Raw genomic sequence first — 16979 nt, forward strand, 5'->3', positions numbered from 1 at the left:
ATGGTTTTCCAGGAGAACGCTCCATGAAATCCACGAAATGCATACCCTTGTTGGTGATTGCGTCCGTCCTCAGCTTTGCCGTACACGCAGACCCTGCGAGCAACTGTGAGGCCAAGATCAAGGAACTTGATGATTTCCACAAGGCCAGTGGCCAGGCGATGCATGGCGGCATGGCCCATGACTTCAAAGTCCACCTGCAAAATGCCAAGGATGCTCAGAGCAAGGGTGATTTTACCCAGTGCCAGTCCTCGGCGGACCAAGCCAAGACCATCTATAACAAGGCGCGTAGCAAGTAGGCCTTGGTCGGCCCCTTCGCGGCGCTACCCGCGAAGGGGCCGGTGCAGGATGGCCCCGCTGTCAGAACCAGCGATCGTTCTTCTTCCGCCCCCGGGTCAGCGCCGGCAAGATCAGCCCCGCCAGCAAGCCCGCGCCGGCAATGCTGCCGCCATACACCATGTAGCGCATCATCACCTGCTTGTTCTCGTCACCCAGGCGCGCCTGGGTATCGCGCAGGGTCGACTGGCTCTCGTCGAACTGTTCATTCAGCGCCTTGTTGCGCGCCTCCAGTTCGTCGATCAGTTTTTTCCGTGAGTCGAGGGTTTCTTGCATGCCCTGCACGCGGCTCTTCCAGCTGTCGTCGATGGTCTTCAACTGCCCGGTCAGCTCCGCAACCTGGGCGTCGAGCTGCGGCAGGCGCTCGTTCTGGCCCGGCACCGCCTGCAAGTCGTTGCTGAGTATCCACACCACATCGCCATTCTGCCCACGCACCTGGCTGTAATTACCCTGGGTGCCGAGCAGGGTCAGCTGTTGCCCGGACTTCAAGGTACCGACAATGCGGTGGCCGTCGGTGGGGCCGCTGCGCACATAGGTGCTCAGGCTGTCGCTGACCCAGCGTGCATCGCTGGCGGGCACTTCGGCGTGCACCGGCGCGGCAAGGGCCACCAAGGCGGCAATCAGGCCGCCGCGCAGGGCAGGGAGGACGGAAGCGGTTGGGCGGGATTCGGGCATGTTGGGTCTTCGCTGAAACAGGACAAAAGTAGGCCCGGTGACTGGGCCGGTGAACCGGTCGGTGAGTTGACCGTCAGCCAAAGACCTTTTTTTTGTCAGCAGGTTCACTACCTGATATCGGAAATGTCTGCAGGATATTGCAGAACTCGCCCCAGAGCGCTTCGCCGCCGATCATCCTGTGAATTCAACGGACAGCCGTTTTTCATGCGCAAGGGTGGGGCTAGACTCAAAGGTCCATACCCTTCATGGAGCAAGGCCATGACTGCCAAAAACACCATCTGCCTCTGGTACGACAACGATGCCGAAGAAGCCGCCAACTTCTACGCCAGCCTCTTCCCGGACAGCAAGGTGGTCGCACGGCACCAGGCGCCAGCTGACTACCCATCGGGCAAGGAGGGCGATGTGATCACCGTCGAATTCACTGTCATGGGCATACCCTGTGTGGGGCTCAATGGCGGCTCGACGTTCAAGCACTGTGAGGCGTTTTCGTTCCAGGTCAGTACCGAAGACCAGGCTGAAACCGACCGCTTGTGGGATGCGATCATCGCGAATGGCGGCCAGGCCAGCGTGTGTGGCTGGTGCAAGGACAAGTGGGGGATCTCCTGGCAGATCACCCCCCGTATCCTGATCGAGGCCATCGGCCACAGCGACCGCGCGGCGGCCAAGCGGGCGTTCGAGGCCATGATGCAGATGGACAAGATCGATGTCGCCAAGATAGCAGCGGCATTGAAGGGGTGATCCCCCAAGTGTTTCATGGGCTGCGGTTATCGATTTGCCCTGGAAAATCGCTTATCGAGGGGGGCGCTGTTCCTTAACTCAAGCGGCGCCCCCTAACCAGACGCTGTACCAGCCCGCGCCTGCAAGGGACCGGGCGGGGCTGGCGTGTCAGGTTTCGGACACTTCGCCCGCTGCTGCCGCAACCTTCACCGAAGCCTTCTTCTCCTGTACCACGATGTAGAACTCCTCACCATGCTTCACCGCCCCATACAACACGGCCTTTTCGATCAGTTCGTTGCCGCGCAGGTGGCGCAGCATCATCGGGTCTTTACGCAGGTCGCGGTACAGCGCCAGGCACAGCAGCACCATCACCACCACAAAGGGCAGGGCCACCACGATGGTCAGGTTCTGCAACCCGGTCAGCGCCTGGCCCGGGTCGCGCGGGTCGCCGATTGCCAGCATGATCGCCGCCACCGTCCCGGTGAGCGCCCCCCAGAAAATCACCGTGCGCCGCGAGGGTGCAGTGGTGCCGTGTTCAGACAGCGTGCCCATCACCAGTGACGCGGCATCGGCACCGGAGACGAAGAAGATGCCCACCAGGATCATCACCAGTACCGAGGACACCGATGCCAGCGGGTAGCTGTCCAGCAGCTGGTACAGCGCGTGGTTGCTGTTCACCGCACCGTTGGCCAGCTGGAAGGCGCCTTCGCGCAGGGCATCGATGGATGCACCGCCGAAAATGGTGAACCACACCAGGCTGACCAGGCTCGGCACCAGCAGCACGCCGGTAACAAACTGGCGGATGGTGCGGCCGCGGCTGATGCGGGCGATGAACATGCCCACGAACGGTGTCCAGGAAATCCACCAGGCCCAGTAGAACACGGTCCAGCCGGCCAGCCAGCTGTTCATTTGATCGCCGCCGCTGGCGTTGGTGCGGGCCATCATTTCCGGGAGCATCTTGATGTAGATACCGATTGAGGTCGGCAGCAGGTTGAGCATGAGCAGGGTAGGGCCGACCATGAACACGAACACCGCCAGCACCAGAGCCAGCACCATGTTGGTGTTGGACAGCCACTGGATGCCCTTACCGACGCCTGACACCGCCGAGGTGACGAAGGCAATGGTTAGCAGGGTGATGATGGAAATATAGAACAGCTTGCCGGGGCTTTCGATCCAGCCGTTGTACTCCAGCCCGCCGGCAATCTGCAGCGCCCCGAGGCCCAGCGAGGCCGCCGAGCCGAACAGCGTGGCGAAGATCGCCATCATGTCGATCAGGCGACCGAGCGGGCCGTTGGCGTGCTTGCCGATCAGCGGCCGGAAGGCGGCGGATATCAGTTGCGAGCGGCCACGGCGGAAGGTGCCGTAGGCAATCACCAGGCCAACGATGGCGTACATGGCCCATGGGTGCAGCGTCCAGTGGAACAGGGTGGTGGCCATGGCCACCTGCATGGCTTCGCTGGTCTGCCCTGTGGCCGAGCCGGGGGGCGGCGTCACATAGTGCGACAGCGGCTCGGCAACGCCGAAGAACATCAGGCCGATACCCATGCCGGCGCTGAACATCATTGCCACCCAGGACACCGTGCGGAATTCTGGCTGTTCGCCATCACGGCCCAGCGGTACCCGGCCATAACGGCTGGCGGCCAGCCACAGTACGAACACCACGAAAAGCGTGGAGGTGAGCACGAAGAACCAGCCAAAGTTGAGAATGACCCAGGATTGCGCACTGGAGGCGTTGCCGGCGAGGCTGGCCTGGTTGAGGAGGCCCCACAGGACGAACGCGATGGCCAGGAGGCTGGTGAAACCAAATACGATCCAGTCGAGCTTGCCCTCAAGACGCCGGTCCTGGCGGGCTTCTGCGGTTTTCGAGGGGTCCGTCACGCCAAGGTCGAGTGTTTCGGTGATGTGTTCCTTTGCCATGAATGAGAGGCCCTTGGTGGATTACCTGCACGCGCAGGCTTGTTGTTGTGTGGGCTACCGAGTTCGATGACGGCCTCGGCGGAGAGATTGCCGGGCGATTATCCTGTGCCCTAAACCGCTGATCCTGTCCCGTAAACGTCCTGGGGCGTCCATTGCGCGACCTGCCAAATACTTTTAGTTCTGGGGGCGATGGCCCTTTCTGTCTCGCGTTCTGGTACCCTGTTGGCATTACCCTGGCCTGCACATCCGAGCACCGTAGAAGCGCTGCTGCTTGCAGGCCAGGCCGCACCAGGAAACGGAGATTCGTCAATGGCCACTGACCGTGTGAGCCTGATTCATTTCGATAAATTGAGCATGAGCCCTGCCGCTGCCGACCGGTTCCAGAAAGCCCTCGACGCGCTGGCAGCGCTCAAGCTGCAGGACCGTTACGTGTACCTCATCGCTCCTTATCTGGGTGATATCGCTGACGCCTCCGACGCTGAGCAACTGGACACCGCCCTGGGCCAGTGCATTCGTGTGGTTGATGAACTGCTGGCGGCCAGGTCGGTCACCAAAGCCAAGTCCGAAGAAGTACGCCAGGTGTTCCAGAGCGCTGCCGAACGTGCACGGGCAGAAATGCCCGGCTGAGTGGTGGCATGGCCAAAGACATCGACAACCCCTGCGTCTCGTTATGCCAGCTCAACAGCGAGCTGTGCGTGAGCTGTGGCCGTACCCGTGACGAAATTCGCAAATGGCGGGGCATGAAGCGCCCGGAAAAGATGGCCACCGTGCAGCGCGCGGCAACGCGCATGAAAGCTATCGCCAAGAAGGCAGCCAAGCGGCAGAATGCTGACTGATCCTGCGTGCCCTGCACGCGGCCTAGCCTGATTTGCCTGACGAGCCTGAAATGGATTCTCACTCGCTGTTTGCGTTTACCCTTGTCGCCGCCATCGCGATCGCCAGCCCTGGCCCCGCCACCCTGATGGCCATCAACAACAGCCTGGCCCACGGCCAACGCAGCGCGGTCTGGTCGTCGCTGGGCAATGGCTCGGGCCTGTTCTGCCTGTCGGCTGCGGCCATGCTTGGGCTGGGCGCGTTGCTGGCCAGTTCCGAAGTACTGTTCAACGCCGTGAAGATCCTGGGGGCAGGCTATCTGTTCTACCTCGGTGCGCGGCAGTTGCTGAAAAAGAGCCCGATGCTGGAGCAGGGCGCTGCTGAGGGTACTGTCAAGGTACGGCCCACACCGCTGAAGTTGTACAAATCGGCTTTCCTCACAGCGGTGACCAACCCCAAGGCGACCATGTTTTTTACTGCGCTGTTCCCGCAGTTCATCGACCAAGGGGCGGCACTGTTGCCGCAATTCCTGACCCTGACCGGGATTTTCGTGGGCTTGTCGCTTGCTTCGCTGAGCTTGTATGCCGCACTGGCTGCGCGGGCCAAGGGTGTGTTGACCCGGCCGTCGATGTCACGCTGGGTGAGCCGCGTGGTGGGCACCACCTTTATCGGCTTTGGCGCGGCGATTCTGGCAATGCGTCGGCAGGGCGCCTGAGGCATTGCTCGCCCGTTTCGTTGCTGACCGATAAAAGGCCGCGCCTCCATGCGCTCATAGTCCAGACTGTCTACAGCACGCGCAGATGAATGCTGCGGTCGAGCACAGGATGTGGCAGCCTTTGGCCGCCACGCCGGGTCGCCGGATGTTACATGTGCCGAGGGTTGTAGATGATCGAGCGTTGCTTGCGCAAAGCCTTGCTGCTGTTGCCTTGCCTGTTGCTGCCCTTGGCAGGCGCAGCCGACGAGCCATGCCGACGGCTGACGGCTACCGGTAACCCTGAATACCCCCCTTACCTTTGGCGCGACCCGCAGAACCCTCAGCAACTGATCGGTGCCAACGCCGATCTGCTCAAGTACCTGGGCAAGCAACTGGGGCTGGACATCGACTTTGTTTACGTTGGGCCGTGGTCGCGTGCGCAGGAGGAAGTGCGCACCGGGCGGATTGACTTGATGGCCGGGTATTTTCTGACCGAGGCCCGCCGGCAGCAGATGGACTTTATCGCCCCGCCATTCCTGCACACCCCTAGCGTAGTATGGGTGCGCCGGGACAATGTCTTTGCCTACCGGCAATGGCCCGACCTCAAGGGCCGCAAGGGCGGCACCTTGGTCAGCAACAGCCATGGCCAGCAGTTCGATGAATACGCCGAGGCCAACCTCACCCTCGAAGCAGTGCCCAGCGCCCGGCAGGCGTTCGAGAAGCTGATGCACAAGCGCAGTGACTACGTGGTCTACGAGCAGTACCCCGGGATGGCGCTGGCGCGTACGTTGGGTATCACCGATACCCTGCAGGTGTTGGAACCGCCTGTGTCCAGTGAAGGGCTGTACCTGGCGATGTCACATGAATCGCCCTGCAACAAGCCGCAGTTGCGTGAGGCGCTGGCGCGGGAGATGGCGAAAATCGTTAGCGGGGTGTTGCCTGAGCAACTGCTGCAGCAGAACCTGGAGCGGTGGCAGTAACAGCCCTCGTACGCGGTCCCTTGTAGGAGCGGCCTTGTGTCGCGATGGGGCGCGCAGCGGCCTCTGGATCTTTGCCTGACTTCGAGATTGCCGGGGCTGCTGCGCAGCCCATCGCGACACAAGGCCGCTCCTACAGGGACCGTGCCAGTTGTTCGGCTTCCTTGGCCTGGGACACGTTGACCGCACGGGGCAGGGTGACGTCGTTTTTTGCGGCAAGGATCTCGGCCATGACACTGACGGCGATCTCGGCCGGCGTCTTGCTGCCAATGTAGATGCCAATCGGGCCATGCAGGCGCTGCAGCGAGGTCTCGCTTTCGCCGAAATGTTCGATGAGGCGCTCGCGGCGCAGCTGGCTGTTACGCCGTGAGCCGATGGCGCCGATGTAGAACGCAGGGCTGTGCAAGGCTTCGAGCAGGGCCAGGTCGTCCAGCTTGGGGTCATGGCTGACGGCGACGATGGCGCTGCGAACGTCAGCGGCGAAGGCGCGGACCACGTCGTCCGGCATGCCGGGCAGCAGGTTGACCCCGGCGATGTTCCAGCCTGCCGTGTACTCCGGGCGGGGGTCGCACACCGAAACGTTGAAACCGTTGAACAGCGCCATGGTAGCGAGGTACTCGGCCAAGGCGCCGGCACCGATCAGCAGCAGGCGGTAGCCGGGGCCGAGGGTGCTGAGCATGCGCTGGCCGTCGAAGCTGAACAGTTCGGGTGTCCCGGTGGCACAGAGGCTGGCTTCGCCGCTGCGCAGGTTCAGCTCACGGCGCACCAGGTTTCCGCGGTCGAGGCAGGCCAGCAGTTGGTCCAGGTGCGCCAGTGAGGGGGCAAATTCCAGCACAAGTTCCAGCGTGCCGCCGCAGGGCAGGCCAAAGCGGTGGGCCTCGTCGGCGCTGACGCCATAGCGCACCACCTGGGGCTGGCCGGTGGGCATGCCGGGGCCGCCGTAGGCGCTGGTGTAACGGTGGATGAGATCGTCTTCGATGCAGCCGCCAGAGACACTGCCCACCACGCGTCCGTCGCTGCGCAAGGCCATCATCGAGCCGACCGGGCGAGGGGAGGAGCCCCAGGTGCGAGCGACCGTGGCCAGCAGGGCGCGATGGCCAGCAGCGAGCCAGTCTCGGGTGGTGCGCAAAACCAACAGATCAATGCTTTCCATGGGGTTCCATTAAACCTGATGTTCAAGGGTGGCTATGATGGCCTCTTCGCGGGTAAACCCGCTCCCACAGGTACTGCACAAATTTCCTGAGCGGCGTGTTCCTGTGGGAGCGAGCGTGCCCGCGAAGAGGCCGGTGCATGAACCACGGCAAATCAGCGCATATGCAAGATGATCGGGCTGCTGCTGGCCGGGTCGGTATGACCACGCAACTCGCCTACCGCCTGCGCATCCACCGCACCACCCTGGTTGCCCCAGGCCGTACGCACAAAGCTCAGCACCTCGGCAATGTCCTGGTCACTCAACTGCGCGCGGAAAGCCGGCATGCGATAGGCATCCGGCACACCGGCAGCCACCACCCGCTGCGAACCATTGAGGGTGATATTGATCGCCGAGGCGTCCTCCCTGGCCAGTGCCGAGGTGGCGCCTGCCAATGGCGGCATCCATTCGGCCTGGCCTTTGCCGTCCAGACCGTGGCAAGACGCGCAATGGGTCACATAGGTGTGCGCCCCAGGGCTGTCGAGCCGTGCCGCTGCCGATTCGGCCTGGTACTGCCATGGCGCGCCGTCACGCTGTGGGTCGCCGGGCAGTGATTTCAGGTAGTGGGCAATGGCGGCCAGGTCATCGTCATGCATGAACTGCGTGGAGTTGTTGAACGCCTCGGTCATCGAGCCGAATACCACGGCATGCCGGTTGCGCCCGGTTTTCAGGAACTGCGCGATTTCTGCCTCGCTCCAGCGCCCCAGCCCGGTGTTGTGGTCGGCGCGAAGGCTCGGTGCGTACCAGCCGTCGAGCAGGGCGCCGGCCAGGAACGGTTTGCCGCCTTCATCCAGGGCTTTTTCGTTGAAAGCCAGGCCGCGTGGGGTGTGGCAGCTGCCGCAGTGGCCGGGGCCCTGGACGATGTAGGCGCCCCGGTTCCACTGCGCATCCTGCCCTGGTTTGTCGGCGTATGGCGTAGTGGCGGCGAACAGGCCATTCCACACGGCAATGGGCCAGCGCAGGTTCAGCGGCCAGGGGATGTCGCTGGCCAGGTTAGCCTGCCGGGCGGGTTGCACGCCGTGCATGAAGAACGCATACAACGCCCTTACATCATCATCGCTGAGCTTGGCGTAGGACGGGTAGGGCATGGCCGGGTACAGCCGCCGGCCACCGGGCGCGACACCCTGGCGTACGGCGCGGTCGAAATCGGCCAGGCTGTAGCTGCCGATACCGCTGTCGCGGTCCGGGGTGATGTTGGTGGCGTGGATGGCCCCGAGCGGGGTGGCCATTTCCAGCCCACCCGCGAACGGTTTGCCTTCTGGCAGGCTGTGGCACGCCACGCAGTCGCTGAGGCGGGCCACGTACTCGCCGCGGCTGATCAGTGCCGGGTCAGCGGCAGTGGCCTGTGCGTCGGCAAACGGCGAGGCCGGCTCGCGGGTGACATACCAGGCCAGCAGGCCTGCCGCGACCAGGCACGGCAGCGCCAGCCAACCAGCGGTCCTTGCGAAACGATGGGTCATGGGGCGTCCCTTGTGCAGTCAGCTGAAGGTATGGCGGCTCAGTGGCAAGCTGCGTACGCGCTGGCCGGTAAGCTGCGCGACCGCGTTGGCCACTGCCGGGGCTACGGCGGGTAGCGGTGGCTCACCGATACCGCCCATCTTCGCCCCGCTTTCGACAATGCGCACATGCACCCGCGCCATGCGCGAGGGCGGCAGGATCGGGTACAGGTCGTAGTTGCGTGCGCGCGGCATGCCATCCACGTATACGGCTTCTTCCACCAGCGTCTGCGACAGGCCAAGGGCAACCGCGCCATTGACCTGGTGTTCGATGATCGCCGGGTTGACGATGCTGCCCGGGTCGATGGCCTCCCAGATGTCGTGCACCTTGACCTGGCCGTTCTCGATCGATACCTCGGCGATGACTGCCGCCTCCGAGCCGAACGGTGAGGCCATGGCCACGCCGCGTGCCCGTTTGCTGCCATCCTCGGCTGTGAACGGCCCGCGTTTCCAGCCACCAGACAGCTCGGCGACCGCGTTCAGCAGGTTGGTCAGGCGCGGGTTGTCGCGCAGCAGGTGCAGGCGCAGTTCAAACGGGTCCTTGCCGCCTTTGTCAGCCAGTTCATCAAGGAATGATTCATAGAAGAAGTCGTTCAACGAGTTGCCCACCGAGCGCCAGTAGCCGAGCATGGCCGGGCCTTTGACGTAGATCTGGGCGATGCGCTTGTTGGCGATGGCGTATGACTTGCCTGACAGCCCCTCCAGCGCAGTCGGGTCGATCTTTTCCCCTTGTTTGCCAGCAAGGGCCTCGGTCGGGCCTTCGGTGGCGCTGACCGCTTCGAGGGCCACGGGCATGCCGTCGGCGTCCAGCCCGGCGCGGAACTTCACCACCGCAACCGGGCGCAGCACATCGCGCAGGAATTCCTCTTCGCGGCTCCAGATAAGCTTCACCGGCCGGCCGACCGCTTTGGCCAGGGCAATGGCCTGCGGGTAGGGGTTGGCCGAGTCGTACAGGAAGTGGCGGCCAAAAAAGCCGCCCAGCAGGGGCGAGTGCAGGTTTATTTGCGCAGGCTCCAGGCCGGTACGCTTGGCAATGTCATCACGGAACATGTCCGGGGCCTGGTTGGGCAGCCAGACGTCCAGGCTGCCGTCGGGGTTGAAGCGGGCGAGGGCGGACGGTGGCTCGAGCTGGGCATGGTTCAGGTACTGGTTGTGGTAGCTGGCCTCGACCTTGGTTTTGGCATTGCTCAGGGCGCCGGCGATATCGCCTTGGTTTTCTTCATCGCGGGCCGGGCCCTCGACCGTGGCGAGGTGTTCACGCCAGGCATCGCTGGAAAAGTCGGCCGGCATCGGCCGCACTTTGCTGTCGGCAGCCGGCTCTTTCCAGTCCACCTGAATCGCCTCCACCGCACGCTTTGCGTGCCACCAACGCTCAGCAACCACGGCCACGGCGCCCGGCAGTTGGTGCACTGAATGCACACCTTTCATGGCCTTGACCTGCTCTTCGTTGCGCAGGCTGCCCACGGTCATGCCCAGGCGTGGCGCGTGCTGCACGGCGGCGTGGAGCATGCCGTCGACCTTTATGTCGATGCAGTACTGGGCCTTGCCGGTGGACTTGTCGTAGGCATCCAGGCGGCGCACGGGCTTGCCGATCCAGCGGAACTGGCTGGGGTCACGCAGCTTGACGGTGGCCGGGTCGGGTACCGGCAGGTCCATGGCTCGCCCGGCAAGTTCACCGTAGGGTATCGAACGCCCTGTCGTGGTATGTACTACGTTGCCTGGTGTGGTCGAGAGTTCCTCGACCGGCACGCCCAGTTGTTGGGCGCCCGCCTGTAGCAGCATGGCCCGGGCAAGGGCACCCAGGCGGCGCATGGTCGGGTAGCTCATGCGTACCGACATGCTGCCGCCGGTGATGCGCATGCCGTTTTCCATCACCACGTAGGCTTCGCCCGGTGGTGCGCTATCGACCACGAAGTTGACGGGGTCGACATCCAGCTCTTCACCCACGATCTGTGCCATGGCGGTGAAGGGGCCTTGCCCGCCTTCCATGAAGGGGCTGAGCAGGCGAACCTTGCCATCTGGGCGAATCTCCAGAAAAGCGGGCACCTGCGTACCGCGTTGCGGGGTGGCGGCAACCGCTGCCTGCACGCGGCCCGCCCCCATTGGCAGGCCGAAACCCAGCACCAGGGCGCCGACTGCGGTGCCGGCAAGAAAGCGCCGGCGCGACAGGTTGACTGTCTCGCCCAGTTGCAGCCTGAGCAGTTCGGCAGGGGTATCTACGGGCGTGTTCATCAGGCCTGCTCCCCTTCGGCCAGGTCATGCATGGCAGCATGAATGGCGTTGTAGGTGCCGCAGCGGCACAGGTTGACCATGGCCGCGTCGATCTGCGCGTCGCTGGGCTTGGGGGTGTGCTTTAACAACGCCGTGGCGGCCATTACCTGGCCGGACTGACAGTAGCCGCACTGGGCCACCTGGTGCTCGACCCAGGCCGCGACCACCCGTTTGCCGACGGCATCGGTTTCGATTGCCTCGATGGTAGTGACTTCACGGCCGACCACGCCGGCCACCGGGGTAACGCAAGCGCGCACCACGTTGCCGTCCACCAGCACCGAACAGGCGCCGCACTGCGCCAGGCCGCAGCCATACTTGGTGCCGGTAAGCCCCAGGTCATCGCGGATCACCCACAGCAAGGGCGTGTCGGCGTCCGCCTCGACCTGGTAGGTCTGCTGGTTAATGCGTAGTTCCATGGTTCACCTGCCAGTCATCGGTTGCTGTCGCTGTGTTTTTCTGTGCGGGGAATACGTTGTTCCCCCAGAGAAGAAACGCTAGCACAGCGGGGTGCCCGCTGGTCTGGTGGCGGGGGCAGGTTCAGAGGATCAGGCAAGCAATCCGGGGGAATGCGCAAGCGACGAGGTAAACAGGACTTCCGGGGTGAAAACCCGGATAATGCCGGCCAATTTCGTTTTGCACGCTTAAATCACGGTAATCCCGCATGGAAATCAAGGTTAATTTTCTCGACAATCTCCGTCTCGAAGCCAAATTCGATGACTTCACGGTGATCGCCGACCAACCGATCCGCTACAAAGGCGATGGTTCGGCCCCAGGCCCGTTCGACTATTTCCTGGCGTCTTCGGCCTTGTGCGCGGCTTACTTCGTCAAGCTGTACTGCCAGGCCCGCGACATCCCAACCGAAAACATTCGCCTGTCGCAGAACAACATCGTCGACCCGGAAAACCGCTACAACCAGATCTTCAAGATCCAGGTCGAGCTGCCCGAGGACATTTCAGACAAGGACCGCCAGGGCATCCTGCGCTCCATCGACCGCTGCACGGTCAAGAAGGTTGTGCAGACCGGCCCTGAATTCGTGATCGAAGTGGTCGACAACCTCGATGCCGATGCCCAGGGCCTGCTCATGCCGGTGGCGGACACCAGCACCTACATCCCTGGCAAGGACCTGCCGCTGGAGCAGACCATCGCCAACATGTCGGGCATCCTCGCCGGGCTGGGGATGAAAATCGAGATCGCTTCGTGGCGCAACATCGTGCCCAATGTGTGGTCGCTGCACGTGCGCGACGCGCAGTCGCCGATGTGCTTCACCAACGGCAAGGGCGCGACCAAGGAAGCGGCGCTGGCCTCGGCGCTGGGCGAATTCATCGAGCGCCTGAACTGCAACTTCTTCTACAACGACCAGTTTTGGGGCGAAGACCTGGCCAACGCGCCGTTCGTGCACTACCCGAACGAGCAGTGGTTCAAGCCTGGCCCGCGTGACGCGCTGCCGGCCGAGATCCTCGACGAGCATTGCCTGGAAATCTACAACCCGGACGGTGAACTGCGTGGTTCGCACCTTTACGACACCAACTCTGGCAACACCGCCCGGGGCATCTGCTCGCTGCCGTTCGTGCGTCAGTCCGACGGGCAGGTGGTGTACTTCCCGTCCAACCTGATCGAAAACCTGTTCCTCAGCAACGGCATGAGCGCCGGCAACACCCTGGCCGAGGCGCAGGTGCAGTGCCTGTCGGAAATCTTCGAGCGCGCGGTGAAGCGCGAAATCCTCGAAGGCGAGCTGTGCCTGCCGGACGTGCCGCAGGAGGTGCTGGCCAAGTACCCGGCGATTGTCGCCGGCATCCAGGGCCTTGAAGAGCAGGGCTTCCCGGTGCTGGTCAAGGATGCCTCGCTGGGTGGCGAGTTCCCGGTCATGTGCGTGACCTTGATGAACCCGCGCACCGGTGGCGTGTTCGCCTCGTTCGGCGCCCACCCGAGCCTTGAAGTGGCGCTGGAGCGCAGCCTCACCGAACTGCTGCAGGGCCGCAGCTTCGAAGGCCTGAATGACCTGCCGCAACCGACCTTCGAAAGCCATGCGCTGACTGAGCCAAACAACTTCGTCGAGCACTTCATCGACTCCAGCGGCGTGGTGTCGTGGCGCTTCTTCAGCGCCAAGGCCGACTTCGAATTCGTCGAGTGGGACTTCTCCGGTCATGGCGAGGACTCCAACCAGCAGGAAGCCGCAACCCTGTTCGGCATTCTCGAAGACCTGGGCAAGGAAGTGTACATGGCGGTGTACGACAACCTTGGCGCCACTGCCTGCCGCATCCTGGTGCCGGGCTACTCGGAAATTTACCCGGTCGAGGACCTGATCTGGGACAACACCAACCGCGCCTTGTCGTTCCGTGCCGACATCCTCAACCTGCACCGCCTTGACAGCCGCTCGCTGAAGTTGTTGCTCAAGCGCCTGGACAACTGCGATGTGGATGACTACACCACCATCACCACGCTGATCGGCGTGGAGTTCGACGAGAACACGGTATGGGGCCAGTTGACCATTCTCGAGCTGAAGCTGCTGATCTGCCTGGCGGTGCAGCGCTTCGAGGATGCCAAGGAGCTGGTCGAGGCATTCCTGCAGTTCAACGACAACACCGTCGAACGCGGCCTGTTCTATCAGGCACTGAACGTGGTGCTGGAAGTGCAGCTGGATGACGAGCTGGCGTTGGATGACTACGAAGCCAACTTCCGCCGCATGTTTGGCAATGCGCGCATGGACGCAGTACTGGGTTCGGTGGACGGCAGCGTGCGCTTCCATGGCCTGACCCCGACCAGCATGAAGCTCGAAGGCCTCGACCGCCACCTGCGCCTGATCGAGAGCTACAAGAAGCTGCACGCAGCCCGGGCCAAATTCGCCTGATAGCTGCTGTCCCGCTCGTTATTGTGTGCTGGCTGTACCGGCCTCATCGCCGGCAAGCCAGCTCCCACAGGTATTGCACCGTTCTTGAGCGTTTTGCTGAACTTGAGGGAGCTGGCTTGCCGGCGATTGGGCCAGCAGCCCTCATATAGCACTTTGATCTTGGCGCTATGCCCAATGCGTCCTTCCGCTTCGCCTGGCAGGCGAGTAAATTTTTTCTCCCCCAATATATGGCGCGTTAACCGCCAGAAGGACCTCGGCCGCGCACGACAAGAAGGCGCAGACCATGAGCACCCCTTTGGATACCAATGCCCTTAAGACCCGTCAGCAGGCCGCTTGGGCCAGCGGTGACTACGCGGTAATCGGCACCACCCTGCAACTGGTTGGCGAACGCCTGGCCGAGGCCTGCGACTTGCGCTGGGACGAGCAGGTGCTGGACGTTGCTGCCGGCAACGGCAACGCCACCCTGGCCGCTGCCCGGCGCGGCTGTCGCGTCACCTCCACCGACTATGTGCCCGAACTGCTCAAGCGCGGCGAAGAGCGGGCGCGGGCCGAGCACTTGAATGTGCTGTTCCAGGCGGCCGATGCCGAAGCGTTGCCGTTTGCCGACGGTACCTTCGATGCCGTGCTTTCCACATTCGGCGTGATGTTCGCCCCTGATCAGGCGCAGGCCGCACGCGAGCTGGCCCGGGTGTGCCGGCCCGGTGGCCGCATCGGCCTGGCCAACTGGACCCCGCAAGGCTTTGTCGGGCAGATGTTCAAAATTCTAGGCCGACATGTGCCGCCACCCCTCGGTGCCTTGCCGCCTTCGCGCTGGGGCGATGAGGAGCAGTTGCGCGTGATGTTCGAAGGGGCGCTCGGCGAACTGAAAGTCAACCGGCAGCACTTCAACTTCCGCTATCGCTCGGCGGCGCATTTCATCGAGGTGTTCCGCACCTGGTATGGGCCGGTGCACAAGGCGTTTGCCTCATTGGAGCCGGAGGCGGCCAGTGCGCTGGAGCGGGATCTGACCCAGTTGCTGGAGGAGAACAACGTCGCTGGCCCTTCATCGTTGGTGGTGCCGAGTGAATACGTCGAGGTGGTGGTCATTCGGGGCTAGCAGGGGCTCCTTCCAATGCCTCCGCGGGTGGGGGGGCTGCACGGACATTGAAAAGCTTGCAGACGAAGTACCAAGCGATGGCGACCGTTAGGTTGTAGGGGAACAACACGGCCCAGAACGGCAGTTGCCAGTTCTTCTTGCCCTGCATTTCACCGGGCTCGCCGGTACGCCAGGGGGCATAGTGGCGCCAGGCTTCAGCCGGGGTCAGGCAGATGGCGTGGAGTGGCTTGTGCCACCAATTGGGCTCGCCGGGAGGCGGAAGCTTGTCCGGACCGTGGTTCATGAAATGGCGGAGGTACTCCCACACCTCGGCGACGTGTCTGACCCCGGGCTCGGTGGGTTCGTTGCTGTCGACCCAGAGGCAGTCTTTTTGGTGGAGGCTGCCATCCGCTCGGCGAGGGGCGAAGGCGAGGGCGTAGCTGGTGCTGAAGGATGAACCGCTGTACTCGGTGCGTTTGAAAACGCCTCCGCCAGTGTTACTCCACTCAAAGACGAATACCTTGCTCAAGCGTTGATAGTAAATCTTCTGAGTTGATCGGTTGAAACATATGCTCGATAAGCGCTTTATGAAGTATATTCGGTAAATTAGGAACGGGAGGAAGGTGAAGGGCGTGAGTGCGAAGCTGGTCATTAAAAGTGGGTTGGATTCAAAGTACTTCATGAACTCCCCGTCAAATAGATAAGGGTAGAAGCCGATCATTGAAATGGTTATTATTGCGCAGTACAGTTTTCCCATGAAGACCGAGTCTGTTACCCATGGGTTTCTCAAACATAAAAAATTTTCGGATAAGTTTAATAGCTGCCCAGTGATAGCGGGCTTGTGTCCTGAACCTGTCTTTGCATTGAATATCCAGAGGGTTGCCATGCTCAGGGCTCCAGTCGAAAAATTGACAGGATCTCATTGCCTTCGTCCAACCCATGATTGGCGCTGTAAGCGAGATGCAGTGAGACATGACTTTGGTTGGCCAGCGTGTTCTCGAAATGCAGAACTAAGCCAGCACCTACAGAGATGCGTGCGCTGCAGGCGGAGGTGGCACTGCTGATGGAGGCGTCAGTCATGCGCGCTTCCTTTTGCCCGAACGTGCCGGGCGCTCCTCAAACGCTTCAGGCGGTGGTGACGCGATGCGAACATTGAACAGGCGACAGATGCCGTACCAGCAGATGGCGACGGTGAGGTTGTAGGGGAACAGCACGGCCCAGAACGGCAGTTGCCAGTTCTTTTTGCCCTGCATTTCACCGAGCTCGCCGGTTCGCCAGGGCGCGTAGTGTTGCCAGGCTTCTGCCGGCGTCAGGCAGATGGCGTGGAGTGGCTTGTGCCACCAATTGGGCTCGCGGGGAGGCGGAAGCTTGTCCGGACCGTGGTTCATGAAATGGCGGAGGTACTCCCACACCTCGGCGACGTGTCTGACCCCGGGCTCGGTGGGTTCGTTGCTGTCGACCCAGAGGCAGTCTTTTTGGTGGAGGCTGCCATCCGCACGGCGAGGGGCGAAGGCGAGGGCGTAGCTGGTGCTGAAGGATGACCCGCCAAACTCAACACGCTTGAAAATACCCCCGCCCAAATTATCCCAATCAAAAACCAACACCCTGTTCAGTCGTTGATAGTAAATCTTTCGTGTGGATCGGTTGAGGTAGACGTTAGATAAGCCCTTTATTAGAAATATCCGGTAGATGAGGAAGGGGAGGAATATGAAAGGGGTGAGTGCGAATCCGATAGTAAGTATTGGGTCAAATGTGTGCGGATTCCAGGCGTCACTTGAAAAGAAAGAGGAAGGATAGATGCCGATCATTACTATCAGGATCGATGCGCAGTACAATTTCCCCATGAAAACAGAATCTGTTACCCACGGGTTTCTTAAGCATAGGTTGTTTTTACATGCTTTTAATAGTTGTCCGCCAATAGCGGCTTTGTGCCCTGTATCTGACGTTGAATTGAATAACCAGATGGTTGTCATG

Annotated in this window: 17 protein-coding genes; 8 read left to right on the top strand and 9 right to left on the bottom strand. The window is 62.2% G+C overall.

The window, feature by feature from the left end; genetic code table 11:
• Positions 1–23 precede the first annotated feature (23 nt).
• Positions 24–296, top strand: a complete 273-nt coding sequence (locus N805_RS05400) for a hypothetical protein (RefSeq protein ID WP_028613119.1) — start codon at positions 24–26, stop codon at positions 294–296.
• 61 nt (positions 297–357) lie between these two features.
• Here N805_RS05400 and N805_RS05405 read toward each other — a convergent pair whose 3' ends face one another.
• A complete protein-coding gene (locus tag N805_RS05405) occupies positions 358–1008 on the bottom strand; it encodes a TIGR04211 family SH3 domain-containing protein (protein WP_028613118.1) in 651 nt (216 codons plus the stop codon).
• A gap of 258 nt (positions 1009–1266) precedes the next feature.
• Between N805_RS05405 and N805_RS05410 the strand changes: the two genes are divergently transcribed.
• Positions 1267–1746: a VOC family protein gene (locus tag N805_RS05410; RefSeq protein ID WP_028613117.1), complete on the top strand. Its 480-nt coding sequence runs from the start codon at positions 1267–1269 to the stop codon at positions 1744–1746.
• Positions 1747–1893: 147 nt separating this feature from the next.
• Here N805_RS05410 and N805_RS05415 read toward each other — a convergent pair whose 3' ends face one another.
• Complete coding sequence (locus N805_RS05415) at positions 1894–3642, bottom strand: BCCT family transporter (protein WP_046811299.1); 1749 nt, start codon at positions 3640–3642, stop codon at positions 1894–1896.
• Between the two features lie 309 nt (positions 3643–3951).
• Here N805_RS05415 and N805_RS05420 point away from each other — a divergent pair, with 309 nt between their 5' ends.
• The 4 genes from N805_RS05420 (at position 3952) to N805_RS05435 (ending at position 6129) form a co-directional block, all read left to right on the top strand.
• Entirely contained in the window at positions 3952–4269 is a 318-nt protein-coding gene (locus N805_RS05420) for a hypothetical protein (RefSeq protein WP_028613116.1), read from the top strand.
• An 8-nt stretch (positions 4270–4277) separates the two neighbouring features.
• Positions 4278–4478: a DUF1289 domain-containing protein gene (locus N805_RS05425; protein ID WP_012271937.1), complete on the top strand. Its 201-nt coding sequence runs from the start codon at positions 4278–4280 to the stop codon at positions 4476–4478.
• Positions 4479–4528: 50 nt separating this feature from the next.
• Positions 4529–5170, top strand: coding sequence for a LysE family translocator (locus N805_RS05430; protein WP_028613115.1), 642 nt, complete (start codon positions 4529–4531; stop codon positions 5168–5170).
• Positions 5171–5340: 170 nt separating this feature from the next.
• On the top strand, positions 5341–6129 hold the full coding sequence (locus N805_RS05435) for a substrate-binding periplasmic protein (protein ID WP_028613114.1): 789 nt from the start codon (positions 5341–5343) through the stop codon (positions 6127–6129).
• 130 nt (positions 6130–6259) lie between these two features.
• Here the strand turns inward: N805_RS05435 and N805_RS05440 are convergent, their stop codons facing one another.
• The 4 genes from N805_RS05440 to N805_RS05455 all read right to left on the bottom strand — a co-directional run bounded on the left by N805_RS05440 (position 6260) and on the right by N805_RS05455 (position 11498).
• Positions 6260–7279, bottom strand: coding sequence for an XdhC family protein (locus N805_RS05440; protein ID WP_028613113.1), 1020 nt, complete (start codon positions 7277–7279; stop codon positions 6260–6262).
• Positions 7280–7431: 152 nt separating this feature from the next.
• Positions 7432–8775 carry a c-type cytochrome gene (locus tag N805_RS05445; RefSeq protein WP_028613112.1) on the bottom strand — a complete coding sequence of 448 codons (1344 nt, stop codon included), beginning with the start codon at positions 8773–8775 and terminating at the stop codon, positions 7432–7434.
• 18 nt (positions 8776–8793) lie between these two features.
• Entirely contained in the window at positions 8794–11043 is a 2250-nt protein-coding gene (locus tag N805_RS05450) for a xanthine dehydrogenase family protein molybdopterin-binding subunit (protein WP_028613111.1), read from the bottom strand.
• The gene (locus tag N805_RS05455; protein WP_028613110.1) at positions 11043–11498 is read right to left on the bottom strand and encodes a (2Fe-2S)-binding protein; all 456 of its coding nucleotides are present in this window, start codon (positions 11496–11498) and stop codon (positions 11043–11045) included. The genes N805_RS05450 and N805_RS05455 overlap by 1 nt, the downstream gene beginning before the upstream one ends.
• 245 nt (positions 11499–11743) lie before the next feature.
• On the opposite strand from N805_RS05455, the gene N805_RS05460 reads away from it, so the two are divergent.
• The gene (locus N805_RS05460) at positions 11744–13930 is read left to right on the top strand and encodes an OsmC domain/YcaO domain-containing protein (protein WP_028613109.1); all 2187 of its coding nucleotides are present in this window, start codon (positions 11744–11746) and stop codon (positions 13928–13930) included.
• Between the two features lie 283 nt (positions 13931–14213).
• On the top strand, positions 14214–15026 hold the full coding sequence (locus N805_RS05465; RefSeq protein WP_028613108.1) for a class I SAM-dependent methyltransferase: 813 nt from the start codon (positions 14214–14216) through the stop codon (positions 15024–15026).
• On the opposite strand, the gene N805_RS05470 is transcribed toward N805_RS05465, so the two are convergent.
• From N805_RS05470 to N805_RS05480, 3 genes are read right to left on the bottom strand one after another with little or no spacing between them, the layout of a single operon-like run.
• The gene (locus N805_RS05470; protein ID WP_028613107.1) at positions 15013–15891 is read right to left on the bottom strand and encodes a DUF6708 domain-containing protein; all 879 of its coding nucleotides are present in this window, start codon (positions 15889–15891) and stop codon (positions 15013–15015) included. The two genes, N805_RS05465 and N805_RS05470, sit on opposite strands and share 14 nt — an antisense overlap.
• 2 nt (positions 15892–15893) lie before the next feature.
• The gene (locus tag N805_RS05475; protein WP_019472929.1) at positions 15894–16085 is read right to left on the bottom strand and encodes a hypothetical protein; all 192 of its coding nucleotides are present in this window, start codon (positions 16083–16085) and stop codon (positions 15894–15896) included.
• Positions 16082–16978 carry a DUF6708 domain-containing protein gene (locus N805_RS05480; protein ID WP_028613106.1) on the bottom strand — a complete coding sequence of 299 codons (897 nt, stop codon included), beginning with the start codon at positions 16976–16978 and terminating at the stop codon, positions 16082–16084. Before N805_RS05480 ends, N805_RS05475 begins: the two co-directional genes overlap by 4 nt.
• Position 16979: the final 1 nt, after the last annotated feature.

The organism is Pseudomonas putida S13.1.2, assembly GCF_000498395.2.
Taxonomy (GTDB): domain Bacteria; phylum Pseudomonadota; class Gammaproteobacteria; order Pseudomonadales; family Pseudomonadaceae; genus Aquipseudomonas; species Aquipseudomonas putida_Q.